This is a genomic window from Flavobacterium sp. GW823-FHT06G12, from assembly GCF_058794775.1.
Genome location: NZ_JBXAHE010000001.1, coordinates 160,221 through 184,771 on the forward strand (window position 1 = coordinate 160,221; position 24,551 = coordinate 184,771).

A 24,551-nucleotide genomic window follows, 5' to 3' on the forward strand; every position below is an offset into this window, starting at 1 on the left:
TAAACAAACTAATAAAAAATCGTGCAAATTTATTTATAGAGAAATGTTTCGTTTTTATAAGACTCCAAGCTCTTTCATGCAAGCTTTCATCATTTCGTAAGTGCGTTGAATATCGTTATCTAAACCAATAGAAAAGCGAATCAAACCATCAGTTAGTCCCATTTCTTTTTGTTCTTCTAACGGAATTTCACTCGAAGTTGAAGTTCCTGGCGCACTAAATAAGGTTTTATAAAAACCTAAACTTACCGCTAGATAACCTAGATTTCGTTCTTGCATTAACTCCATTAATTCATTGGCTTTTTCTAAAGAACCAACATCAATTGTCAGCATTCCGCCAAAACCATATTCTGGATTAATCATTGTTTTGTACAATTTATGACTCGGGTGACTTTTCAATCCAGGATAAACTGTTTTTAAACCATCTTTTTCAAATTGGTCAGCCAAATAATGCGCATTGTGACTGTGCTGTTTGATGCGAATATGAAGTGTTCTCAAGTTTTTCATCACACTTGCCGAACGCAAACTATCCATTGTTGGACCTAGAAGCATGCTCGCGCCAGAATTTACATTTTTCAATGAATTAATAAATTCTTTAGATGCACAAGTTACACCGCCAACAGTATCACTGCTTCCATTAATATATTTTGTCAAACTATGAATTACAATATCAGCACCTAATTTCGCAGGAGAAACCGATAAAGGTGAAAAAGTATTATCTACAACCAATTTCAAATTGTGTTTTTTAGCAATTTTAGCCAAACCGCTAATATCTGCAACTTCTAATAACGGATTGCTCACTGTTTCGCAATACAAAACTTTAGTTTTTGAAGTTATCGCAGCTTCAACAATATCGAGTTTTGTAATGTCAACAAAGCTCGTTTCAATTCCGAAGCGAGGTGTAAAATTTTTTAAAAAAGCATAAGTTCCGCCATAAATCGTTCGGCTCGAAACAATATGATCTCCGGCACCGCACAATTGTAATAGAGTAGGAGTAATAGCGCCCATTCCTGAAGCCGAAACATTTGCTGTTTCTGTTCCTTCCATTGCTGCCAAAGCTTGATCCAGATATAAATTACTTGGCGAAGAATGGCGCGAATACAAATAACAGCCTTCCATATTGCCTTCAAAAGTATCAAACATGGTTTTTGCCGATAAAAAAGTATAAGTCGAAGAATCTGAAATCGACGGATTTACTCCGCCAAATTCACCAAAATATTGTAGATCCTGAATTTTATCTGCTGGTTTAAAATCTTTCATTATAGTTAGTTTTTTGTTTCAAGTTTTAAATCGTTTCTGTTAGATTTTTGGTCAAAGAAAAGTTTAATTAGAAAAAATGTCAATAAGTAGTTATTTTTATAGATTTTAAAACTATAAAAATGATTTTTTGTTGATTTTTAATCTAAATTTGACATGTAAAATGCAATTCTGTAGATTTTCTTTCATCTTCAAAAACAATAGATATGATTCTTGACGAAATCGATAAAAAACTCCTCGTTCTGCTTCAAACCGACAGTAAAAAGACCAATAAAGAATTGTCTTTAAAACTCAATTTGTCAGTAACAGCAGTTTACGAACGAATCAAAAAACTAGAGCGAGAAGGAATAATAAAAAGCTATGTGGCTTTAGTTGATAAATCTAAAATCGAAAAGGGATTTGTGGTTTTCTGTCATTTAAAACTCATTCAACACACCAAAGAATTTCTGACCAAATTTGAAAGCGAAGTCATCAAATTAAACGAAGTTCTTGAATGCCATCATGTAAGCGGTGATTATGATTATATCCTGAAAGTCTTGGTAAAAGATATGGAAGCTTACAGAGAGTTTTTAGTCACAAAACTAACTTCATTACAGCATATAGGAAGTACACAAAGTATGTTTATGATTAGTGAAGTGAAGAATTCGACGGTGATTTCGTTTTAAGATACTGAGATACTGAGATGCTAAGATACTAAGATTCTAAGTTTTTTCTCTGAGACTTTGTATCGTAAAATAAGTTTTAACATAATTGAATCATTATAAATCTTTAAATGCAAATAAAAATGGAAACGATGGAATTAAGACGTAAGCTTATAAAAGATTTTGGTAAATTCATTGACGACGATTCAAAATTAGAAATTTTGGAAAGCGTTTTTGATGCCATTAATCATGATGAAAAAGAGTCAATTGTTCCCGATTCACATTACAATTTAGTTGCCGAAGAAAGAGAAAAATATCTGTCTGGAGAAATAGAGGCAAATAGTTGGGAAGAGGTCGAGCAACGTTTGAATGCTAAATATCGTTTTTAAAATTAAAATTTTACCATTAGCAGAAAAAGAAATTGATGAATCTATTGAATTTTACGAAAGCAGAAGTAAAGGTTTAGGAAAGTAATTTTTAACTTATTTAAGATCTTATCTCAAGGTTTTAAAAACAAATCCAGAATTATTTGAAATTAAAAAGCAACCAGATTATCGTGAAATGACTTTGGTTAAATTTCCCTTTGTTATTGTTTATGAGATCATCGGAAATGAAATAGTAATTTATTCTGTATTTCACACTTCAAGAAATCCTGAAAAGAAACCTTAACTAGAAGGTTCAAAGATTCAAAGTGACAAAGGTTCAAAGGTTTTTGTTCTCATTTTATGTCATTTCGACGAAGGAGAAATCCTCGCAAGTAACTCCGCAACGAGAACCAAATCTTTGTCGAGCTTCTCGCTAGGATTTCTCCTTCGTCGAAATGACAATATTGCGTTATAATCATTGATAAAGATAAGCTTTGCGAACCTTGCGTGACTCTTAACGCACTTTGCGGTTAAACTAACAATTCAAAAAAAACTTTGCGTCTTCGAGCCTTCGTGGCAGAAAACCCACACCCAAAATTTCACGCAAAAAACATTGAAAATTAAACTTCAAAAAGAACTTTATTCCTTAAATTTGTGACGCTTAAAATAAAAAGATAAACTATGAGTTCATTTGACGTAGTCATTATAGGTTCAGGTCCTGGCGGATATGTATCAGCAATTCGTTGCGCACAATTAGGTTTCAAAACTGCTATTGTAGAAAAATATAATTCATTAGGAGGAACTTGCCTTAACGTAGGTTGTATTCCTTCAAAAGCATTATTATCATCTTCTCACCACTATTCAGAAATTGCTCATTTTGCAGATCACGGAATTGAAGTTTCTGGTGATGTAAAAATCAATTTAGAGAAAATGATTGCGCGTAAACAAGCTGTTGTAGATCAAACCGTAGGTGGAATTAACTACTTAATGGATAAAAATAAAATTACTGTTTTCAATGGTTTAGGTTCTTTCGTAGATGCAACCCATATTGCTGTTGCTAAAGCTGACGGAACTTCAGAAACTATCGAAGCAAAATATACTGTAATTGCTACAGGATCAAAACCATCTTCTTTGCCGTTTATTAAAATTGATAAAGAAAGAATCATCACTTCTACTGAAGCCTTAGCTTTAAAAGAAGTTCCAAAGCACTTAGTGATCATTGGTGGTGGAGTTATCGGGATCGAGCTTGGACAAGTTTACCTTCGTTTAGGTGCTCAGGTTTCTGTGGTTGAATTCATGGACAGAATCATTCCAGGAATGGACGGAGCTCTTTCTAAAGAATTGACTAAAGTATTGAAAAAACAAGGAATGAAATTCTACGTTTCTCACAAAGTAAAATCAGTAGAAAGAAACGGCGATGCTGTTGTGGTTCAAGCTGAAAACGCAAAAGGAGAAACAATCACTCTTGAAGGGGATTATTCATTAGTCTCTGTTGGTCGTCGTCCTTACACAGACGGATTAAATGCTGACAAAGCTGGAGTAAAAATTTCAGAAAGAGGACAAGTTGAAGTAAACGATCATTTGCAAACTAGTACTCCAAATATCTATGCAATTGGTGACGTTGTTCGTGGAGCAATGTTAGCGCACAAAGCAGAGGAAGAAGGAGTAATGGTTGCAGAAATCTTAGCGGGTCAAAAACCACATATCGATTACAACTTAATTCCTGGTGTAGTTTACACTTGGCCAGAAGTTGCTGCAGTTGGACAAACTGAGGAGCAATTGAAAGCTGCTGGAGTGAAATATAAATCTGGAAGTTTCCCATTCAAAGCTTTAGGACGTGCAAGAGCAAGTGCTGACTTAGATGGATTTGTAAAAATCTTGGCTGACGAAAAAACAGATGAGGTTTTAGGAGTTCACATGATTGGTGCTCGTACAGCAGATTTAATTGCTGAAGCGGTTACTGCAATGGAATTTAAAGCTTCTGCTGAAGATATTTCAAGAATGAGCCACGCACACCCAACTTTCGCGGAAGCGGTAAAAGAAGCAGCATTGGCAGCTACAGAAAATAGAGCTTTACACGTATAATTTTTACGTTAAACTATAAAGAAAAACCGTCAGAATTTACTCTGACGGTTTTTTTATTCTTTAATTAATTTGAAAGTATAATAAGTTTCTTTGTTTTTGGAATAAACACTGTAAACGTTTTTTGCTTCATCATAAATTTTATATCGATATTTATCGCCCTTTACACTTAGGTTTTTTCGTGACAAATTGTTACTTTCAATAAATTCAAGTTCAAATTCGCAATTGCCTCTTTTTTTATAGAAAAGTTTAGAAAACGTGTTGTCGCTAAATTTTTCTATCCAAAAATTTCCATCTATAGTAACTTCTACTTTTTTTTCTCTTTCCTCCCAATAATAGAATTTTTTACATTCGTCAAAACTATTGCATTGTTCTTTTGAAATGTGATCCAAAGGTTTTTCATTTTGCATTCCCCATCCATTTTGTGTAGAGTCTTTAGGGAAAATTGCATTAAATTCATTACAGTTTTTTTGCAGGCGATAGATCATTTTTTCAAAGGCTTCACGTTGCGCTATCGTATCTTTAAATTTTGCCAAAAAAGGCATTACATGAGATTTGTTAATGCTATTAAGTCTTATCTCATCGTTTAAAATTCTATTTTGAATTAATGACTTGCAAATTTCGTTATTTAAAGAATCTACTGTTTGTATAGTTTGAGATTGGCAGGTAAAAGAAAAAAAAATAAAAAATAGTAATAAATGGATTCTCATTTTTGTGTTATTGATTATCGCTCAAATTTAATGCTTTGTAGCTCATGTAACGGGATCTTTTTAAAAATTTCGAATTCTGTTGCTTTTTTTGCTTCTTAAAAATGTAAACTTGAACAAAAATTTTGTAAATTAGATGTGTATTTATGGAACTATCTTTATGATTATTAAAAAGATAGTGCTATGAAAAGTAAATATATCGCTCCAATTCTAATTGGAGCAGGAATAGGAATCGCATTGTACTCTTGTGGAGGCGGAATTCCAAAAAATGCTAAAGCTGTAACAAACTTTGACAGCAAAAAATATCTCGGAAAATGGTATGAAATTGCCAGATTAGATTACAAATGGGAAAGAGATTTGAACAATGTAACTGCCGAATATTCTTTAAACGAGGATAATACAATAAAAGTCGATAATAAGGGCTATGATGTCAAAAAAGACAAATGGGAACAAAGTGTCGGGAAAGCTAAATTTGTCAAAAAGGACAATATTGGTATGCTGAAAGTCTCATTTTTTGGTCCTTTTTATTCTGGTTACAATGTCGTAGCAATCGATACAGATTATAAATACGCGCTTGTGGCTGGAGAAAGTTTAAAATACATGTGGATACTTTCTAGAGAAAAAACAATTCCTGAAAGTATCAAAGCAGATTTTCTTATCAAAGCTCAGGAAATTGGATATAAAGTAACCGATTTAGTTTGGGTGAAACACGATAAGATGAATTAAAACAAAAAAAGCCTGTCGGATAAAATCTGACAGGCTTTTTTGTTTTTATTTAAAAAATGATTTACGCAGTAAAAACACTTTTATAATTATCCCAGTATCTGTAAATCAAAAATAAATTTCCTAGAAATAGTAGCGCTGCAATTGGCAGACCGTTAGGTGTTAGGAAATAATTGATAAACAAAATATTTACCGTAATTGGTAAGATCAAAATGTTTGCTAAAGTTACATAACGCCCAGTTACAAATGCAATTCCGCAAAGTAATTCGATAGATTTTGCTAGAGGCATTAAATACGTAGAAGCCATTAAACCAACATTAAAGGCTTTAAAATCTCCTGTAGTTTCTGGCTCAGGCATTAGATGGAAAAAATAACTGATAGAGGCAAAAAGCAACAAAAGGCCAATTAAAACACGGACAATAATTGTGGCAATTTTCATAATACTTAGGATTTTTTTAGGGTTAAAAAATATAATTAAGTCATTGGAAAAGATGCAGTCTAAAAGCTCAAAATAGAATCGCAAATTATTTTTTTTTGAGATTCTTTTTTAAGGATTTTACAATCAAATTAGGGCTGTTTTAGGATTAATCTAATTGTATATCAAATATAACGAATTTTTTCTTATAAAATAAATGTCTTTTTAACAGTTTTGTAATGTAATTCAAATCGTTAGATTATTTTTTTCGCTTTCCGCTAATGACAGAATTTTGTCGTAATTTTGACCTTTAAAATTACCATTTTTGAGAGTTTCCATTCATAAAAATATTGCCAATCCAAAACTGTTTAAAGAGCAGCTTTTAAGTTGGGCGCAGCAATTTCGCGAAGTCGTTTTTTTAGACAGCAATTCTTATCCGCAGCAGTATTCCAATTTTGACTGCATATTGGCAGTAGATGCATTTACTTCTTTACAAACAGATTATTACAATGCTTTTGAAGATTTAAAACAATATCAGCAAAATACAAAAGACTGGCTTTTTGGATACCTTTCTTATGATTTAAAGAATGATGTCGAAAAACTTCAATCGAACAATTTTGATGGTTTGCATTTTCCTGATTTGTTTTTCTTTCAGCCTAAAAAGATTTTTATTCTGAGAGGAAATGAACTTGAAATACAATATTTAATGTTTTGTGATGACGAACTTGAAGAGGATTTTAATGAAATAGTCGAAAGTCGAAAGTCGAAAGTTGAAAGTAAAGAAAAGCTAAATATTCAACAACGCATTTCTAAAGAATTATATGTTCAGAAAGTGAATAAAATGCTGGAACATATACATGTTGGAGATATGTATGAAGCGAATTTCTGTATGGAATTTTATGCTGAAAATGCAGATATTAATCCGTTAGAAAAATTTCAGAAACTTAATGAGATTTCACAACCGCCTTTTTCGGTTTTCTTTAAAAACTTTAAAAACTATCTGCTTTCTGCATCGCCAGAACGCTATTTAAAAAAAGAAGGAGATAAGATCATTTCTCAGCCAATAAAAGGAACTTCTAAACGTTTTTCTGATCCAATTGAAGATGAAAAGTCGAAAAATATTTTAGTTTCAGATGCCAAAGAACGAGCAGAAAATATCATGATAACTGATTTGGTTCGAAATGATTTATCGCATACAGCACAAAAAGGTTCGGTTGTGGTTGAAGAACTCTGCGGAATCTATTCTTTTCTGCAAGTGCACCAAATGATTTCTACAATTACTTCAAGATTAGATTCGCAATATTCTCCGGTAGATGTCTTAAAAACAACCTTTCCGATGGGAAGTATGACAGGTGCGCCAAAGATTTCTGTAATGGAAATTGTGGAGAATCTAGAAGAAACCAAAAGAGGATTATACAGTGGCGCAGTTGGCTATTTTACACCTGTTGGCGATTTTGATTTTAATGTTGTAATCAGAAGTATTTTATACAATCAAGAAAATAAATATGTTTCATTTTCGGTTGGAAGCGCCATAACATCGCTTTCAGTTCCAGAAAAAGAATACGAAGAATGTTTGCTAAAGGCAAAAGCAATGCACGAAGTTTTGCAGTAATTTTTATTCGCCACCAATTGCACAAATTTGCACGAATTATTTTTTTTGCCACAGATTAAAAAGATTCGCACAGATTTTTTAATCATTTTAATCCTTTTAATCTGTGGCTATTTTATAGAATTTAGCAAAAAAAAATTGTGGAATTCGTGGAATTCGTGGCAAAAATATATTCGCTTAACATTTCGTTTAAAAATAGATCGAATTTAATTTTTTACTTTTATCAGATGTTTTCAAAATTTCAAAATCATATCGTTTCAAGATTTCCCTTTTTAGCACAGAAAAAGCTTTTTTTGGCTGTGAGTGGCGGGTTAGACAGTATGGTTTTATTACATTTATTAAGTAAAATGCCTTTTGAGATTGCTGTTTTACATTGCAATTTTCAACTTCGCGGATTGGAAAGTTTTGGAGATCAGGAATTTATTCAAAACTATTGCAATCAGAATAATATCTCGATTTTTACCACTCATTTTGATACTGAAGCTTTTGCAAAAGATTATAAATTATCGACTCAAGTTGCTGCAAGAGAACTTCGCTACAGTTGGTTTTATGAACTTTTGGAAGAAGAAAACTTCGATTATATTCTCACAGCGCATCATGCCGATGATAATTTGGAAACTTTTATTATCAATTTAACTCGCGGAACAGGATTAGAAGGTTTAACTGGAATTCCAGAACAAAACGATAAAATTATTCGTCCACTTCTGCCTTTTTCTAGAGAAGAAATTTTGAAATATGCAGAAGAGAATAAGATAGAATGGCGTGAAGACAGCAGTAATGCTTCTACTAAATATTTGCGAAATAAAATCCGTCATAATTTGGTTCCGATCTTAAAAGAAATTAATCCTAATTTCTTAGATGCTTTTCAAAAGACACAGTCATTTCTTCAAGAGTCAAAAGAAATGGGTGAAGATGCGTCGATTATGATTTATCAGCAGGTTGCAAAAGAAGCAGGTGATGACATTCATTTCGATTTAAATCAGCTAAAAAAACTTCCGAATTATAAATCGTATCTGTATCAATGGCTTAATGAATTTGGTTTTACAGCATGGAACGATATTTATGATTTAGTTGAAGGACAATCAGGAAAACAAGTTCTTTCGGAGGAATTTAGATTGCTAAAAAATAGAGAAACACTCATCTTAAGTCCATTTTCTGAAATGCCAGAAGAAAGCGAATATGAAATTGGCGAAAACGAGACAGAAGTTAATTTTCCCTTAAAAATGAGTCTTTGTAACGTTGGTCACACAACATTCGGTTCAAATAAGGTTATATTTGTCGATTCCGATAAAATCCGCTTTCCTTTGATTTTACGTAAATGGAAAGAAGGAGATGTTTTTCAGCCTTTTGGAATGAGAGGAAAATCTAAAAAAGTTAGCAAGCTTTTTAAAGACGAAAAATTATCATTAATTGAAAAAGAAAAAACTTGGATTTTATGTTCTGAAAATGAAATCGTTTGGGTTGTTGGAATAAGACAGGACGAACGTTTTAAAATAGAGAAAACCACAAATCAAATACTAAAAATAGAATTACAATAATGAACTTTACTCGAAATCTTCAGACAAATTTGTCAAAAAATATTTGGACTAAAACCATTTTACTATTCGTGTTTTTCTTTGCTTTTGCAAAAGGTAATGCACAAATATTAGAACCCGTAAAATGGACTTCTAAAATTGAGAAAAAAGGAAACAATGCAGTTTTAATTTTTGATGGAACAATCGAAAAAGACTGGCATATGTATTCGCAATTTACTCCAGACGGCGGACCTTTGGCATTAGAAATAACTTTTAAAAATCAAAAAGGAAATTACGAACTAGTTGGAAAAGCTAAAGAAGGTAAAACCAGAACAGCTTATAATGATGTTTTTGGTGTAGATGAAACTTTCTTTGAAGGGAAAGCACACATTGAGCAAGAAATAAAAATTATAAACCCGAACTTAAAAACGGTCGATGTAGATTTTGATTTTCAGGTTTGTAAAGAAGTATGTATCAATTCGAACAAGAAATTCTCGATTGCAGTGCCTTCGACTTTTAAAATAGATGAAATTCCAGTTGTAACTGAAGCTAAAGCTGATGAAACCAAAGTGGTTGGATTGGCTATTGATACTGTTAAAAAAGAAGAAACTGTTCAGCCAAAAGTTGAAAAGACAGCAGAAGCTGCTGAAGAAGAAATTCCTGCGCCAGCGCCTGCAAGAAGTTTGTTTTCAATCTTTTTCATTGCTTTTTTATCAGGATTTGCAGCATTGTTGACCCCTTGCGTTTTCCCGATGATCCCGATGACAGTGAGTTTCTTTACTAAACAAAGTAAAAGCCGTGCAAAAGGCATTAGAAATGCGATTATCTACGGATTTTCTATTATTGCTATTTATGTAATTTTAGGTCTTATTGTAACTAAAATATTTGGTGCAGATGCCTTAAACGCTTTGTCTACAGATGTTTGGTTTAACTTGATTTTCTTCGTTATCTTAATCATTTTTGCTACTTCATTTTTGGGAGCTTTCGAAATCATGCTTCCTAATTCATGGGCAAACAAAGCAGATCAACAAGCTGATAAAGGCGGTTTAATCGGAATATTGTTTATGGCTCTGGCTTTGGCAATTGTGTCATTTTCTTGTACAGGGCCAATTGTTGGAACTTTATTAGTTGAAGCGGCATCAAACGGAGGAATTGCGCCAATTGTTGGAATGTTAGGTTTCTCGTTGGCATTAGCACTTCCGTTTATGTTATTTGCCATGTTTCCAGGTTGGTTAAATTCGTTGCCAAAATCTGGAGGATGGTTAAATACGGTAAAAGTTGTTTTAGGGTTTTTGGAATTAGCATTAGCATTTAAATTCTTATCAAATGCAGATTTGGTTTTACAATTGCATTTCTTAGAAAGAGAAGTTTTCATCGCAATCTGGATTGCTATTTTTGGAGCTTTGACCTTATATTTATTCGGAAAAATTACATTGCCTCACGATAGCCCAACACACCATATTTCTGTTGGACGATTGTATTTAGGATTACTAACTTTAGTATTCACGATGTATTTAATTCCTGGACTTTGGGGAGCACCTTTGAAGTTAATTAGTGCATTCCCGCCTCCTCCGCAATATAGTGAAAGTCCGTTTGGAGTTGGAGGATCAGGAAATGGAGCAGTTTCTTCAGAAGCAGGAAAAGGTTTGCCTGAAGGGGCAGAATTAGGTCCGCACGGAATTATGGTTTTCCACGATTACGAAGATGGCTTAGCTTATGCAAAGCAAATCAACAAACCAATCATGCTAGATTTTACAGGCTATGCTTGTGTAAACTGCAGAAAAATGGAAAATAACGTTTGGTCTGAACCTGCAATTTTACCAATTCTAAAAAATGATGTGGTTTTAATTTCTCTTTATGTTGATGATAAACGTGAATTGCCAAAAGAAGAGCAATTTACAACCGCCGCTGGAGATAAAATTATTACAGTTGGAGATAAATGGACAGATTTTATGATCTCAAAATATAAAACCAATACACAGCCTTTATATGTTATTACAGATTTGGAAGGAAAAAATATGAATACTTCTAAACCGACAATTAGCTACGTAAACGCTGATGAATATTTAGAATGGCTAAAAGAAGGAATTGCTAATTTTAAATAATGAAGTTTTCTATTTTTTTAGATTTAATAATAAGTGGAGCATTTGCGTTAGTTGCGTTTTTATGGTATTTAGCTAGTAAAGATAATGTAAAGACACGTCGAGAAAAAGGAGATGATGAATCGATTACAAAGTCTGAGATTTTTAGATCTTGGTTAATAATTATCTTTTTATGCATATTATGTCTCGTTTATTTTTTCTCGTTCATTGGCTCTCTTTCGTTTTAATCAAAAAAAAGTAATATATAAAAATAAAAAGGTTTGATTTTAATTCAAAAAGCAAAAAGCACTCTAAGTCAAATTTAGAGTGCTTTTTTATTTATCAAGTAATGTGAGAAAGGGAATTTATTTTTATAAGAATTCTCCGTGTTGAGAGATGTCTAATCCTAGTTCTTCTTTTTCTTCAGTAACTCTTAGAGGAGTAATTTTGTTTACAATGAAGAATAAAGCGTAAGAAGCTACAAAGGCAAAGATTGAAACAATCACTAAAGCAGTTAATTGGTTAATGAACAATGTTGGAGTTCCGAAGATTAAACCTTGATTATCTCCAACTGCAGGATTAACTGCTTTTGAAGCGAAAACTCCAGTTAAAAGCATACCTACCATACCACCAACACCGTGACAAGCAAATACATCAAGAGCATCATCGATTTTTCCTTTAGGGAATTTGCTTACTACGATATTACTTACAATTGCAGAGAATAAACCAATGAAGATTGCGTGAGGAATACTTACGAAACCAGCAGCAGGTGTAATAGCAACAAGACCAACAACAGCTCCAATACAAGCTCCTAGAGCAGATAATTTATGTCCTAAAATTTTATCAAGGAAAACCCAAGCCATAGCAGCGGCAGCGGCAGCAACAGTTGTTGTTCCTAAAGCTTGAGCAGCAAGACCATTTGCTCCTAAAGCAGATCCAGCGTTAAAACCAAACCATCCGAACCAAAGTAAACCTGTTCCTAATAATACATAAGTAATTCTAGCAGGATTAACTTTTTGAACTTTTCTTTTTCCTAAGAACATAGCTCCAGCCAAAGCAGCCCATCCAGCGCTCATATGCACTACTGTTCCTCCGGCGAAGTCCAGAACTCCCATTTTGAAGAAAACTCCATCAGGGTGCCATGTCATATGAGCAAGAGGAGCATATATTAAGATAATGAATAAAACCATGAATAACAGATAAGCCCAGAAACGAATACGTTCTGCAAAAGCACCTGTAATTAATGCAGGAGTAATGATGGCGAATTTTGCCTGAAATAATGCGAATAAAATAAATGGAATTGTTGGTGCAAGACTCCAAGCTGTGTTAGTTCCAACTCCTGCAAAGAATAAATTCTGAGATGGGTTTCCTATAATTCCACCAATTGTTGGTCCAAAAGCCAATCCAAAAGCAACAACTGTCCATAGAATAGTAACAATTACCATTGCCATAAAACTTTGAAGCATAGTACTAATTACGTTTTTCTTACCTACCATACCTCCGTAGAAAAACCCTAATCCAGGTGTCATTAACAATACAAAAGCAGTTGCAACGATCATCCAGGCAGTATCTCCAGTATCAAATTTTACAGCTTCTGCAGGAATTGGGTTGTCTGCAATAATAAAATTTGAAATAAAGGTTAGTACCAAAATCGTGATAAGAATCACACTTAAAATAATTTTTCGCATAGTTATTTAGTTTTAAATTTTTTATAAAAGTATAAAATCATTTAATACCCCCTAAAAAAATAGGGTTACATGTTTAATTTTTGTTAAATTTAAAATTTAACCCCTATCATTTTGCGTGAATTTCTTAAAACAAACTTAAAATTTACAATTTGACAACATTTTTTTTTCACTTACCCTCAATTTTGATAATTTTTGGGGTAATTGATTGCTATTTTTTGTAGGATAATAGATATTTGTTGTTTAAAAAACGTCTAGAGTTGGTTGTAAAGGATTTTTTTGAATCATTTTAACAATTTTGATGATTATAATTTAAGGATGAAAAATAGAAGTATTAAGTGGGGAATAGTAGGATTGGGAAATATTGCAAGTCAGTTTGCATCAGATTTATTATTGATTGAAAATGCTGAACTGACGGCAGTTGCTTCTAGAGATTTTTCTAAAGCAGAGGAATTTGGCGGAAAATTCAATGCATTAAGAATGTATAATTCTTATGATTTGCTTTTTGAAGATCCAGAAGTTGAGATTGTGTATATCGCAACTCCTCATAATTCGCATGCCGAATTATCCATAAAAGCGTTAGAGAAAGGAAAACATGTTTTATGCGAAAAACCAATGGCGCTATCTTACAAAGATGCCGAAAGAATGATTGAAGCTTCCAAAAAGCACAATACGTTTTTTATGGAAGCTTTTTGGACTCGATTTATTCCATCAGTTCAAGATGTTTTGCAAAAAATCAATAAAGGAGCAATCGGTAAAGTAAATTATATAAAAGCCGATTTTGCCTTTCATGGAAGTGAAAAAGAAAACAAAAGACTTTTTGATAAAGAACTAGGAGGTGGGGCATTATTTGATATTGGCGTTTATCCTTTATTTCTCTCCTATATAATATTGGGGAATCCGAAAGAGATTTTGGCGAAAGCAGCTAAACATAAAAACGATATTGATTTGCAGACTTCAATGATTTTACAATACGAATCAGGGCAATCAGTTTTACATGCTTCTATAGTTTCAGAATCTGATATGAAAGCTGTGATTTCTGGAACAGAAGGAAGAATAGAGTTGAATGCGCCATGGTTTGTTGCCGATGGTTATTCTCTATTTATGAATGAAGAAAAAGAAGCAGCTTTTACTTTACCAACTTTAGGAAAAGGATATTCACATGAAATTATCGAATGCCAAAATTGTATTTTGAATAATGAAGTTGAGAGCAAATTGTGGTCACATCAGAATTGTTTGGAGTTGAGTAGTATTGTGGAGGTGATTAAAAATCAAATTGTACTGCCTTTTTAGAATTAAATTATTTTTGTAATAAAATATTTACAATTAATTATTTTTCATTAGTTTTAAAAACAATTAATGAATAGATAATTATGTTAGTAAAAGTTTACGGAAGTGCCGTTTTTGGAGTCGAGGCCACAACAATTACAGTTGAGGTTCATATGGATAAAGGAATTGGCTATCATTTGGTTGGGCTTCCAGATAATGCCATAAAAGAGAGCAGTTATAGAATCGCCGCTGCTCTTAAAAATAATGGTTACAGTCTTCCAGGAAAGAAAATCACAATCAATATGGCACCTGCTGATCTTAGAAAAGAAGGTTCTTCTTATGATCTAACTTTGGCAATGGGAATTTTAGTCGGTTCAGACCAGATTAAAGCTCCAGAAATAGAGCGATATATTATTATGGGAGAACTTTCTCTCGATGGAAGTTTGCAGCCTATTCGCGGAGCATTGCCAATTGCTATAAAAGCGAAAGAAGAAGGCTATAAAGGTTTTTTTCTTCCGATTCAAAATGTAAAAGAAGCTGCAATTGTAGCAGGTTTAGATGTGTATGGAGTTTCCAATCTTCAGGAAATAATTAATTTTTTTAAAGGAAAAGGAACGCTAGAGCCAACAGTTATTGATACAAGAGCAGAATTTTATAAAACATTAGATTTTCCCGAGCATGATTTTTCAGACGTGCGCGGACAAGAAAGCATTAAGCGCTGCATGGAAATCGCAGCAGCAGGCGGGCATAATATCATTTTGATAGGTCCGCCAGGAGCAGGAAAAACAATGTTAGCAAAACGTGTTCCGAGTATTTTACCACCAATGACTTTGCGTGAAGCCTTAGAAACCACTAAAATTCATAGTGTTGCAGGAAAGTTAAAGGAAGTCGGATTAATGAATCAGAGACCATTTAGAAGTCCACATCATACTATTTCTAATGTTGCTTTGGTTGGTGGCGGAAGCTATCCTCAGCCTGGGGAAATTTCGATGGCGCACAATGGTGTTTTGTTTTTAGATGAATTGCCAGAATTTAAACGTGATGTTTTAGAAGTCATGCGTCAGCCTTTAGAAGATCGAGAAGTAACTATTTCGAGAGCTAAGTTTACCATTACTTATCCTTCGTCTTTTATGCTGGTGGCAAGTATGAATCCAAGTCCAAGCGGATTCTTTAACGATCCGAGCATGCCAAATACTTCTTCTCCACAGGAAATGCAACGTTATATGAGTAAAATTTCTGGACCATTATTGGATCGAATTGATATTCATATTGAAGTTACTCCAGTTCCGTTTGAGAAATTGGCTGATGAAAGAAAAGCAGAAAGCAGTGTAGAAATTCGCAAGCGAGTTACAGCAGCAAGAGAAATTCAGACCAAACGATTTGAAACGGTAGAAAATGTTCATTACAATGCTCAAATGAGCAGTAAACTCATTCGAGAATTTTGTGTTTTAGACGAACCTTCAAAAGAATTGCTAAAAACCGCAATGGAACGATTGAATCTTTCCGCGAGGGCTTATGATAGAATTTTGAAAGTTTCAAGAACAATCGCCGATTTAGATTATTCCGAAAATATTGTTTCGTCTCATATTGCCGAAGCGATTCAATATAGAAGTTTGGATAGAGAAGGGTGGCTTGGATAGAATTGTTGTATGTAAAATGTGAAATGACAAGTTTTACATTTCACATTTTACAAAAAAATATTATTCCTTGTTTTTAGGATAAAAGAATTTGAAAGAATTAAAAACTGCTGTATGCAGAATTGAACCATGATTTTCTTCTGGGAAATAATCGAAGTAAGTTTTTACATTTTTGCTTTTAGATCCTTTTAGTTTTTCTGCAAGTAAATTGGCATCAACTTCCATAACATGCGGAATTGCAGTTGGAGCCAATCCTTCTTTTCCAACAGCAACATAAATTTCGGTTGGCTGTTTAAAATTTTCTTTCAGCATTTCAGAATCCAAATCTAACAAAGAACCATTATTCCACCATAAGCTCGGACTTATAATAACGTATTTATTAAAAAGAGTTGGTTTTTTAAGCAGGATTTCAGTTCCTAACAATCCGCCAAGAGATTGGCCAATAATGGTTTTAGAATCATTTGTCTTGTATTTTTTTTCAATAAAAGGCTGTAATTCTTTTTCGATAAAAGCAATAAACTGATCAGAATGCCCTGTTGTAGGAAAACGGGTTTTGTCTTTTTCGATAGTAGTTGGAAAAGTGAAATCTCTCTTTCTGTCGACAGTTGCAATTCCTACAACAATTGATTTTGGAACCTGATTAATCCATTCAAAACTATTAAACTGAACCAATCCCGAAATATGAATAAAATCTTCATCGGCAGAACCGTCCAATAAATAAATTACAGGGTATTTTGTGGCTTCAGCAGGATTATAGCCTTCGGGAAGATAAATATTGAGAATTCTTTTTTCGTTTAATTCTTTTGATTGAATTTCGTCAATTACGCCAAGCACAAAAGGCTTTGAAGTTTCTATGGTTTTTGTTTTATTCTTTTGGCTGAATGCTAAAGTCGAAGAAAAAAGCAAAAAGGCCAGGGCAAAAAATTTGTTCATTGATAGTAAAGTAAAAATGTTTATGTAAAACGAAAATACAATTTTAATATCAGTAAATTCTTCTTTTGTTTTGGCCTTTTATATGTAATTGGAGAATTATTTTGCTTTTTCTGCAAAAATAGCATCCAAACCTTCCATAGCAATGGTAAAACCTTCTTTGAATCCCATTTGAATAATCATTTCTAGATCGGATAATTTTTCGTGCTTGATTACGACATCAACAAAAGTAGAACCATCTTTTTCAGAGAAAGTAACGTCCCAGTCAGAACGCGGAAATTCTTCGTTTAAGTTTCCTTCGCTATCGCAAAAAGCATCTAGCCATTTTACGTTTGTCTTCGGATTTATTGAAGTATAATCGGCAATAGCCCAATGTTCTTCACCTTCAGGGCCAACCATTGCATACAATCGTCGTCCGCCTTCTTCAAAATTCATGCTTTTTGTTCGTGATTTCCACGGAGCTGGCGCCCACCACAAATCTAGAATTTGAGGTTCTGTCCAAGCCGACCATACTTGCGGCAATGAAGCATTAAATTCACGTTTTACATTTACAGTTTTATTTTCTTTGTCTACAGTAAAATTCATTAAAAGATTTGATTTCATTTTCTTTAGATTTTAAGTTGTAAATCGTTAATTAGATTGGTTTATTTTTCTGCTAAGATTTTGTCCAAACCTTGCATTGCCGAAGTAAAACCTTCTCTAAAGCCCATTTCAATTATTTTTTGCAATTCTTCAAAACTGTCACGTCTAATGGCGATGTCAACAATTGTAGAACCGTTTTGCTCAGAAAAAGTGATATCCCAATACGAACTAGCAAATTCTGAATTCGGATTTCCTTCTGCATCAGAAAAAGTAGCAGAATGTTTAAAGTTAGTTTTCGGAGAAATAGAAGAATACTCAAAATAACTCCAACGTTCTGTACCGTCTGGACCAACCATGGCATATAATCTTTTTCCGCCTTCTTTAAACTCCATTGTTTTGGTTTTAGATACAAAAGGAGCCGGCGCCCACCATAAATCTAAAATTTCAGGTTCTGTCCAAGCAGACCAAACATTAGACAATGGCGCGTCGAATTCGCGTTTTACATTTACAGTTTTATTTTCCTTATCTACAGAAAAATTCATTAATAAATCAGTTTTCATTTTCTTTAGCTTTTAAGTTTAGTAATACTTGATCCAATTGGCTAAAACGCTGTTCCCAAATTGCTTTAAACTGCTCTAGCCATTCATCAACTTCTTTCATTTTTTCGATTTTGAGCTGATAATAAATTTCTCTACCCAATTTTTTTTCTTCCAATAAATCACATTCATTTAGTATTTTAATGTGTTTAGAAACCGCCTGTCTTGTAGTTTGAAACTGCTCTGCAATAGCATTTGGTGTTAATGCAGTAGAAGAAATCAAAACTAATATTGCTCTTCTCGTCGGATCGGCAATAGCTTGAAAAATATCTCTTTTCATTTTTCTGAATATAAATTCGCAACTAATCAGTTGCAAATATACGCAACTTTTTGGTTGCGCAATTAAAAAATATGATTTTTTTTCAATGAAAGAACCTAAACAAAAAAAGACGCATCAAAAATGCGTCTTTTTCTTTATACTCGTGTTATATAATTATCGTCTAATTTTATTCTTTACAATGATGTCTTTTAGCTTGGCTTTCAGGTCTTCACCTGTATCATAAACCATTTGTTCGTTATTCGGAAACGGCACGGCACGTTTGTCAAAATAACTTAGATAATTATCATCGCAAGCACCTCTATTTCCTTTATAAGTCGAGTAAATATTTTCAAAAACATATTCGCTGCTTATCGGGAAAGTCTGAACCAGCTGATTGCTTTTTAAGTCTACATAATCTACTTTTGCCGTTACCAGACAAGATTTAAACTGTCTGAATTCATAAACTGTTGCGCGAAGTGTTTTATAATTATCCACTTTAATTTCTTTACCTAAACTATCTTTTACTGGTCTTCCGCGGCTGTCTAAAAGTGTTTTTACGCCATCTTTAACTTGTCTTTCTTTCACAAACTCTTTCTCTTTGATTTGTTCTGGAGAAATTGCAATCTGTCTGAAACTAAGAATCAAGCTATAATCGTACGACACATTTTTTTGTCTTGCGCTATGATAAACCGTCCATTTATCATTCAATCCGTAAGTTTTAAAATCTAACAAATCGTCTTGAAGCATTTTTGGGATTACCATATTGGTTTCGTTTTTAGCGTAAACATCCACAAAATCAGTTCCTTTAAACTGAGCGTCGTCCATTAGTTTTTTAGTGTTTTTGTAACCAGGATTAATGCTTTCCAAATAAGCAAAATCGTCGTATGCTTTTCTAAAATCTAATTTATTATTCGATTTCAAAAGCGTAGAAGCGTTTTCATATAAATATTTAGAAAGTGCATTTTTACTGTTTACAATCTCATTTGAATAATTATCAAACGGAAAACTTGCATTTCTTCCTAATTTCAATAAAGGCAAAGGCAAAATCGGCCTGATTTTTTCTTGACGATTATTCAGCTGTACATAAGTATTATAAATACGTTCGGCATTTGCAGGATTATTTTCTTTATTAAGCATTTCCAAATTACGCAAATCGCGATCTTTGGCTTTTGCAAAAGCTTCCTCAAGCAAATAAACATAATCTTGTTTTCCTTTAGAATCTTTTTTGGTGCGAAGCGCCTCAACAGCGCGATCAATTGCACCGTCGTAATTTCCGTCGCTAAGCATTGATTGTGTTGTTTTTACCCCACAAGAAGAAAGGGCTAAAAACAATATAGAAACTAGAAAAGTAATTTTTTGCATAGTGTGTTTTTTGAAGTTGCAAATATATTTTATTTAACTTTCAACAACTATGCCTTTTTCTAATTTATTTAAGGAGCAGAAATGCAGTTTTCAAAATAAACATCTGTCCCGATGCATGCTATCTCTTCCATCGGGATTAGATTAGATGTTTTGATCTTTATAAGGAATAAGAAAATAAATGCTAATTTATTCGCTTACCTTTTTATACTCAAAAGTACCAACTTGCGTATTGGTTATAACACGTTTTTGACTGTCAAAAGAGTTTATAGTAAACTCAACCGGCAGGATAACAGAAATAATAGTCAAGTGCGAATTGTCATTAGATAATTTCCATTTGGCTTTGTGCAATTCGTCTCCGATAACGCTTTCAAAATCGCCATTTTCTTTAAAAACCTGAAAAACCTGATCTGTTTTAAAACGCTCTTGAATATTTTTTTCTTTTCCGTTTTTAGTCCATTTTACCAATTGCCATTTTCCAATAAGTTCTTTAGAAGTTTGGGCAGATGTAGATAATGCAAGTAAAAATGCGATGCAAAAAAATAATTTACTCATTTTTAGTTTTTTAGAATTGATGAATAAATTTAAGTATTTTCTATTTCAAGAATAAAAAACTAACGTTAAGTTTAATTATTTTAATCTTCCCATGTTTCGATTAAGTTATCATTCCATAATTTCTGAGCAAACTCCTTAAAGACTTTTTGACCTTTTTTAAAGTTTTCATCAAACTTGAATTCGCCACCTTCAAATTGCTTTTCGCCATTATCTGCAACACCTATTTGAACCTTATTCTCGCCGCGCATTGCATATTTTGTGTTTCCTTCGTACATAATAATTTTCATCTCAGACGGACTTACATCTCCGTGGCAAACGGTTTTATACATAAGCCAGACTTCTGCAATTCCGTTGTTGTTTAAATCTGTAACTTGAAAAGTGTCTTTAATAAACGAAGCAACAAGATCGACAGGACAATCTGAAATGAAATCGTAAACTCGCCAAGTTTGCTTAACTTGATTTCCTGAAATGATATAATGGTAGGCAAATAATTCGGCATCAGAGCCATCTGTTTCGTGTACGAACTTTTTATTGATGTGGTAACCTGTTTCAGTAGTAATTACAATATTATCTCCTGATTTATCTTTCCAACGAACAGCATTTTTAATATGACCTTCATATTTTATTGATTTAGGAAATTGAGTTGAATCGATTTTTTCAACAGTTAAAACAAAAGGTTCTTCTGTTGATTTTTCAGTTGGCGCAGAAGTTGTAATTTCCTCTTTTTTATCTGATTTACAACTTGAAAAAAGAACGATAGCTAATAATAGGATTGTAATTTTTTTCATGAAATGCATTTATACAATTTAATAGTTGAGTTGTTTTTTTATTTAAAGAAAAATTAATCTATCAGCATACCGCTTTCTTCGTCAAATACTTTTCGTTCTTCTTCACTCATTCGGTCTCTTAAAACACGAATGGTGTAACCTCCATATAGTTTGCCGTTTATAAGATACATCCAGTCACTAATTTTAGAAGTTTCAATATCGATTTTGTCGCCAGCTTTATATTCTGTAATGTATTCAGGATCACTGTTTAAAATTCCAGAATAATTTCCGTCTATATACTTAATTTCCCCAATCCACATATGTTCTATGCCTTTTGAATTAGAAAACTTAACTTTTAAAGAATGGCTATCGGCATTAAAATTAGATAATCCTTTATTGAATTCATCTAGAGTTTCATTTGCTTCCAAAATTGCAGCATTCATTTCCGGATCTTCACTTTCTACGTTGTAAATTGTTGGTTCGCCTTCTCTTTCTATTTTATTAGAATCTTTGCAACTTGCTAAACAAAAAAGACTTGTTAGTATTAAAATATAGCTTTTCATTATTATGCTACTGTTTGATTTTTAGTTTGTTATTTGTTTTTTTATTAAGACGATCTGTCCTAAATGATAATAGCTATGTTCAATCATAGCTTCGATATTTCTTTTATAAGTTCCGTATTTGGCATCTACAAAAACATCATCGAGTTTTTTATCGGGCATTTGTTCTATTAGTGAAGCAAATTCTTCGGCATCATTCCAGAATCTATTTAAAAAAACATTCCATTGTTCTTGCGAATGAATTGGTGGAAAATCAAAACTAAATTTGTCTTTTATATCCAAAGTTCCACCTTTAAAAACTTCATTAAGTCCCTTAATGTAATAATGAATATGCTGAGCCAGAACTGCAATTGTATTTAAGTTCTTTATTGGACTAACTGCAATTTTCCAATCCAGATTTTCTAGCTGATCTTTAAAATTGGTATTCGCAATCCAAGTTCCGTTTAAAATGACTTCTCTAAAACGATTTGCAATTTCGGTTGTACTTTTCATATTCAAAATAGTTTAGAAGTTAAATTACGATTAATTTATTCTTGCTGAATCCATTCGTATTTTCCATTTTTAAGATAAATAACACCGCCTCCGCAACTTTCTTCGGCGTGAATAAAGATTCCGTCGTTTGGAAGTTTTATTTTGTCTTCTTCTGCAACTTGTTCTTCGCCAATGATTTCTCCGTCTTCATTTACATTTTCAAAATAAACCTCATTTTTGGGCGCTTTTTCAAATATTCCAATCCAATCAATTTCGTCAAAACCTTGATTTAAAATATCATTTCCAAAACCTAAATAATCAGTTCTTTTTCCGTTTCCGTAAGTGATTTTAAGACCGCTTTTTTGGTTTTTTGTACTTCTAAAAATTTCTACAGTTTCATCTAAATTATCTCCGTCAAGATCACATAAGATTTTGTTGATTTTATGTTTTGTAGATAACACAATCGTATCTGTTTTTTGTGTTTCTGGTTCTTTCTTTTCAGTTACCTTCAAAGAATCTTTTGGAGCAATTTTAGAAGTTTCTGTTTTTGCTTCTTTTTTACAAGAAATAGTAAGTACAGACAAAAGGAGTAGAGTTCTAATTTTCATGTTAGGCTTAGATAAATTTTAAAATGCTAATATAAAAAATTACGTACGAAAATATATGGTTTTGCGAACTATTGAATATTATCCTTACAAATCATATTATGGATTGCCTCCAGCTTTAGCTGGGGAGTAGTGTATATTGAAAAGAAAGGGCTTTAGCCAAATGAATAATTTTGGCTAAAGCCCTTTCGAGACTTTTTATGAAACCCCAGCTAAAGCTGGAGGCAACTGAAAATATATTTATTTAGATTTTCTAATCTTAACTTGATATACAATTTCCCAAAAGATAATTGAGAAAACAGCATTAGCAAAAATGGCAGTTTTAACCTGATACGGATCGTAATTTACAAGCAGATGCAAATTGGTAAACTGTAAGGCCAAAAACATAGCCAAAGCCGCAATTCCGACAGCGCAAAGTACATTAAGCAGAGGTTTCCATTTTAGGGCTGTAAAAGTATAAATAAGATTCAGAATACCAAAGCCAACTCCTAAAGTTACAAAACCATCACCTTTAAATTTCTCATTTAATTCAAGAAAAAAATGCGTAGAAGTAAGGTATAAAAAGAAAAGAATAGAATAAATTAGGATTCGTACTTGTGGTTTCATTTTGTATTATTTAATATGATAATTTTTTTAGATACGAAGATACTATTTAATGTCTTAAAATGTCGTTAAGATAATTTTAGACCTATTTCCAAAAATTCTTTACTGTGTTAAAATGCTCTTCATTATCTTCTGCATCAGTGTATACATATAAATTATCCCAATAAATAACACCTCCAATTTTAACGAAAATTTTATAATATCCTGTAGTAAGGGTTTTTATATCAAGTTTAGGATTACTTGTAGACAATTCGTTTAAAGAAAGTTTAGAACTTGATATAATAGATTGTTCGCTATATAAGCTGCTGTTTAAAATAGTGCTGAAATCAACACTTTGATAAATTTTTTCGGGAGTTGCAGGAACTAACCATATTGCTGTAATACTTTCTTGAGCTGAAATGTAAAGATTGTTGTTGTTACGTGCAGGATTTGGGAAAATTAAAAATTTGTTTTTTACAAAAGTATTTGGGTTACCGAGTTTTAATCCCATATCGTCTGTAGTTTGTCTAAAATCAACTCCTGTTACAAGACTTATAGAAGTCTTATCGGTTTGAGGCGTTTTATCATCATTGCTGCAGCTTATCGCTAAAAGAGATATAAGAATAAAAAGTATTTTTTTCATGTTTAATTTATTTCGAATGTTTTGAAAAACACAAAATAGCGCTGATTAGGATTTTACGGCAAAAGTGTTTCTATTTTGGTTTCCGATTTTTCCTTTAGCGGACTATCTGCCTTCAAACTCCAAATTATTAGAAATTTTCCTTTTACAACATATTCTTCCGGATGTTCGTCTGTTGGTTCGCCAGCTTTTCCCCACAATAAACCTTGCAGAAAACGATCGCCTTTAAAAACGTGGTCAAATTCAAAATACATAATAGAGCCTTTGTCACCTTTGTTTTTAAAACTTTGAATGGCTTTACTTTTTACAGTTCCAACAATATTGCTGTAGGTTTCAATGTCAGTATAAAAATTACAAGCCTGAGGCGACACACAAATATTACCGTCGTTTGGTGTATAGCCTTTTGGAATTTCTTTTGGTTTTAGTTTTAAATCAGCTAAGGTTTGGCTGAATGAATTGGTTGCAAATAATAGTAATAGTGTTGATAGTAGGATTGTAGGTTTCATTTGATTTTGGGGTTTGATTTTGGATGCTAAAATAAGAATTTTATTTGTTGGGATAAATTTTAGCGTTCTGCTTAACTTCTAAAAACATTGATAGTTTTTGATAAAATTAAATACAATTGAAAGGCAGTTACAGAGATTACAATAAATGTAAGATAAG

At 32.7% G+C, this 24,551-nt stretch carries 26 protein-coding genes and 1 pseudogene; 10 read left to right on the forward strand and 17 right to left on the reverse strand.

What is annotated here, in order from left to right; genetic code table 11:
• Nucleotides 1-54: 54 nt before the first annotated feature.
• Entirely contained in the window at nucleotides 55-1,257 is a 1,203-nt protein-coding gene (locus AC1Q5Z_RS00565; RefSeq protein WP_492443324.1) for an aminotransferase class I/II-fold pyridoxal phosphate-dependent enzyme, read from the reverse strand.
• Between the two features lie 203 nt (nucleotides 1,258-1,460).
• Here AC1Q5Z_RS00565 and AC1Q5Z_RS00570 point away from each other — a divergent pair, with 203 nt between their 5' ends.
• The 4 genes and pseudogenes from AC1Q5Z_RS00570 to lpdA all read left to right on the forward strand — a co-directional run bounded on the left by AC1Q5Z_RS00570 (nucleotide 1,461) and on the right by lpdA (nucleotide 4,345).
• The gene (locus AC1Q5Z_RS00570; protein WP_198856780.1) at nucleotides 1,461-1,919 is read left to right on the forward strand and encodes an Lrp/AsnC family transcriptional regulator; all 459 of its coding nucleotides are present in this window, start codon (nucleotides 1,461-1,463) and stop codon (nucleotides 1,917-1,919) included.
• A 119-nt stretch (nucleotides 1,920-2,038) separates the two neighbouring features.
• Nucleotides 2,039-2,284, forward strand: coding sequence for a hypothetical protein (locus AC1Q5Z_RS00575; protein ID WP_492443327.1), 246 nt, complete (start codon nucleotides 2,039-2,041; stop codon nucleotides 2,282-2,284).
• Nucleotides 2,285-2,384: 100 nt separating this feature from the next.
• Nucleotides 2,385-2,564: pseudogene (locus tag AC1Q5Z_RS00580) on the forward strand (type II toxin-antitoxin system RelE/ParE family toxin); the annotation flags it as partial.
• A gap of 377 nt (nucleotides 2,565-2,941) precedes the next feature.
• Entirely contained in the window at nucleotides 2,942-4,345 is a 1,404-nt protein-coding gene (gene lpdA, locus AC1Q5Z_RS00585; RefSeq protein WP_198856781.1) for a dihydrolipoyl dehydrogenase, read from the forward strand.
• Between the two features lie 53 nt (nucleotides 4,346-4,398).
• Here the strand turns inward: lpdA and AC1Q5Z_RS00590 are convergent, their stop codons facing one another.
• The gene (locus AC1Q5Z_RS00590; protein WP_492443329.1) at nucleotides 4,399-4,887 is read right to left on the reverse strand and encodes a hypothetical protein; all 489 of its coding nucleotides are present in this window, start codon (nucleotides 4,885-4,887) and stop codon (nucleotides 4,399-4,401) included.
• A gap of 345 nt (nucleotides 4,888-5,232) precedes the next feature.
• On the opposite strand from AC1Q5Z_RS00590, the gene AC1Q5Z_RS00595 reads away from it, so the two are divergent.
• A complete protein-coding gene (locus AC1Q5Z_RS00595) occupies nucleotides 5,233-5,775 on the forward strand; it encodes a lipocalin family protein (RefSeq protein ID WP_198856783.1) in 543 nt (180 codons plus the stop codon).
• A gap of 61 nt (nucleotides 5,776-5,836) precedes the next feature.
• On the opposite strand, the gene AC1Q5Z_RS00600 is transcribed toward AC1Q5Z_RS00595, so the two are convergent.
• Nucleotides 5,837-6,211 (reverse strand): DoxX family membrane protein, encoded by a 375-nt coding sequence (locus tag AC1Q5Z_RS00600; protein ID WP_198856784.1) that lies wholly within the window; start codon nucleotides 6,209-6,211, stop codon nucleotides 5,837-5,839.
• A 301-nt stretch (nucleotides 6,212-6,512) separates the two neighbouring features.
• On the opposite strand from AC1Q5Z_RS00600, the gene AC1Q5Z_RS00605 reads away from it, so the two are divergent.
• From AC1Q5Z_RS00605 to AC1Q5Z_RS00615, 3 genes are all read left to right on the forward strand, one after another.
• Nucleotides 6,513-7,799 (forward strand): anthranilate synthase component I family protein, encoded by a 1,287-nt coding sequence (locus AC1Q5Z_RS00605; RefSeq protein WP_492443332.1) that lies wholly within the window; start codon nucleotides 6,513-6,515, stop codon nucleotides 7,797-7,799.
• A 224-nt stretch (nucleotides 7,800-8,023) separates the two neighbouring features.
• The gene (gene tilS, locus AC1Q5Z_RS00610) at nucleotides 8,024-9,334 is read left to right on the forward strand and encodes a tRNA lysidine(34) synthetase TilS (protein WP_492443334.1); all 1,311 of its coding nucleotides are present in this window, start codon (nucleotides 8,024-8,026) and stop codon (nucleotides 9,332-9,334) included.
• Nucleotides 9,334-11,415 (forward strand): protein-disulfide reductase DsbD family protein, encoded by a 2,082-nt coding sequence (locus AC1Q5Z_RS00615; protein WP_343586267.1) that lies wholly within the window; start codon nucleotides 9,334-9,336, stop codon nucleotides 11,413-11,415. Before tilS ends, AC1Q5Z_RS00615 begins: the two co-directional genes overlap by 1 nt.
• A 347-nt stretch (nucleotides 11,416-11,762) precedes the next feature.
• Here the strand turns inward: AC1Q5Z_RS00615 and AC1Q5Z_RS00620 are convergent, their stop codons facing one another.
• On the reverse strand, nucleotides 11,763-13,079 hold the full coding sequence (locus AC1Q5Z_RS00620; RefSeq protein WP_198856788.1) for an ammonium transporter: 1,317 nt from the start codon (nucleotides 13,077-13,079) through the stop codon (nucleotides 11,763-11,765).
• A 315-nt stretch (nucleotides 13,080-13,394) separates the two neighbouring features.
• Between AC1Q5Z_RS00620 and AC1Q5Z_RS00625 the strand changes: the two genes are divergently transcribed.
• Together AC1Q5Z_RS00625 and AC1Q5Z_RS00630 are read left to right on the forward strand one after the other, a co-directional pair.
• Nucleotides 13,395-14,369 (forward strand): Gfo/Idh/MocA family protein, encoded by a 975-nt coding sequence (locus AC1Q5Z_RS00625; protein ID WP_492443337.1) that lies wholly within the window; start codon nucleotides 13,395-13,397, stop codon nucleotides 14,367-14,369.
• Between the two features lie 80 nt (nucleotides 14,370-14,449).
• Entirely contained in the window at nucleotides 14,450-15,985 is a 1,536-nt protein-coding gene (locus tag AC1Q5Z_RS00630) for a YifB family Mg chelatase-like AAA ATPase (RefSeq protein WP_492443339.1), read from the forward strand.
• A 60-nt stretch (nucleotides 15,986-16,045) separates the two neighbouring features.
• On the opposite strand, the gene AC1Q5Z_RS00635 is transcribed toward AC1Q5Z_RS00630, so the two are convergent.
• The 13 genes from AC1Q5Z_RS00635 to AC1Q5Z_RS00695 all read right to left on the reverse strand — a co-directional run bounded on the left by AC1Q5Z_RS00635 (nucleotide 16,046) and on the right by AC1Q5Z_RS00695 (nucleotide 24,394).
• Nucleotides 16,046-16,915, reverse strand: a complete 870-nt coding sequence (locus AC1Q5Z_RS00635) for an alpha/beta hydrolase (RefSeq protein ID WP_198856793.1) — start codon at nucleotides 16,913-16,915, stop codon at nucleotides 16,046-16,048.
• A 96-nt stretch (nucleotides 16,916-17,011) separates the two neighbouring features.
• The gene (locus tag AC1Q5Z_RS00640; RefSeq protein ID WP_278022454.1) at nucleotides 17,012-17,515 is read right to left on the reverse strand and encodes an SRPBCC family protein; all 504 of its coding nucleotides are present in this window, start codon (nucleotides 17,513-17,515) and stop codon (nucleotides 17,012-17,014) included.
• Between the two features lie 41 nt (nucleotides 17,516-17,556).
• Nucleotides 17,557-18,054, reverse strand: coding sequence for an SRPBCC family protein (locus AC1Q5Z_RS00645; protein WP_343586279.1), 498 nt, complete (start codon nucleotides 18,052-18,054; stop codon nucleotides 17,557-17,559).
• Nucleotides 18,044-18,370 carry an ArsR/SmtB family transcription factor gene (locus AC1Q5Z_RS00650; protein WP_198856796.1) on the reverse strand — a complete coding sequence of 109 codons (327 nt, stop codon included), beginning with the start codon at nucleotides 18,368-18,370 and terminating at the stop codon, nucleotides 18,044-18,046. The genes AC1Q5Z_RS00645 and AC1Q5Z_RS00650 overlap by 11 nt, the downstream gene beginning before the upstream one ends.
• 153 nt (nucleotides 18,371-18,523) lie before the next feature.
• Nucleotides 18,524-19,711: a hypothetical protein gene (locus AC1Q5Z_RS00655; RefSeq protein ID WP_343586281.1), complete on the reverse strand. Its 1,188-nt coding sequence runs from the start codon at nucleotides 19,709-19,711 to the stop codon at nucleotides 18,524-18,526.
• Nucleotides 19,712-19,897: 186 nt separating this feature from the next.
• Nucleotides 19,898-20,263 carry a hypothetical protein gene (locus AC1Q5Z_RS00660; RefSeq protein ID WP_198856798.1) on the reverse strand — a complete coding sequence of 122 codons (366 nt, stop codon included), beginning with the start codon at nucleotides 20,261-20,263 and terminating at the stop codon, nucleotides 19,898-19,900.
• An 80-nt stretch (nucleotides 20,264-20,343) separates the two neighbouring features.
• Complete coding sequence (locus AC1Q5Z_RS00665) at nucleotides 20,344-21,051, reverse strand: M949_RS01915 family surface polysaccharide biosynthesis protein (protein ID WP_343586284.1); 708 nt, start codon at nucleotides 21,049-21,051, stop codon at nucleotides 20,344-20,346.
• Nucleotides 21,052-21,104: 53 nt separating this feature from the next.
• On the reverse strand, nucleotides 21,105-21,593 hold the full coding sequence (locus AC1Q5Z_RS00670; protein WP_343586286.1) for a YegJ family protein: 489 nt from the start codon (nucleotides 21,591-21,593) through the stop codon (nucleotides 21,105-21,107).
• Between the two features lie 21 nt (nucleotides 21,594-21,614).
• Nucleotides 21,615-22,082, reverse strand: coding sequence for a DUF1572 domain-containing protein (locus AC1Q5Z_RS00675; RefSeq protein ID WP_343586288.1), 468 nt, complete (start codon nucleotides 22,080-22,082; stop codon nucleotides 21,615-21,617).
• Between the two features lie 35 nt (nucleotides 22,083-22,117).
• Nucleotides 22,118-22,669, reverse strand: a complete 552-nt coding sequence (locus tag AC1Q5Z_RS00680; RefSeq protein ID WP_343586290.1) for a hypothetical protein — start codon at nucleotides 22,667-22,669, stop codon at nucleotides 22,118-22,120.
• A gap of 237 nt (nucleotides 22,670-22,906) precedes the next feature.
• Entirely contained in the window at nucleotides 22,907-23,272 is a 366-nt protein-coding gene (locus AC1Q5Z_RS00685) for a hypothetical protein (RefSeq protein WP_492443345.1), read from the reverse strand.
• 82 nt (nucleotides 23,273-23,354) lie between these two features.
• A complete protein-coding gene (locus AC1Q5Z_RS00690; protein WP_343586293.1) occupies nucleotides 23,355-23,891 on the reverse strand; it encodes a hypothetical protein in 537 nt (178 codons plus the stop codon).
• Nucleotides 23,892-23,944: 53 nt separating this feature from the next.
• Complete coding sequence (locus AC1Q5Z_RS00695) at nucleotides 23,945-24,394, reverse strand: hypothetical protein (RefSeq protein WP_343586295.1); 450 nt, start codon at nucleotides 24,392-24,394, stop codon at nucleotides 23,945-23,947.
• Nucleotides 24,395-24,551: the final 157 nt, after the last annotated feature.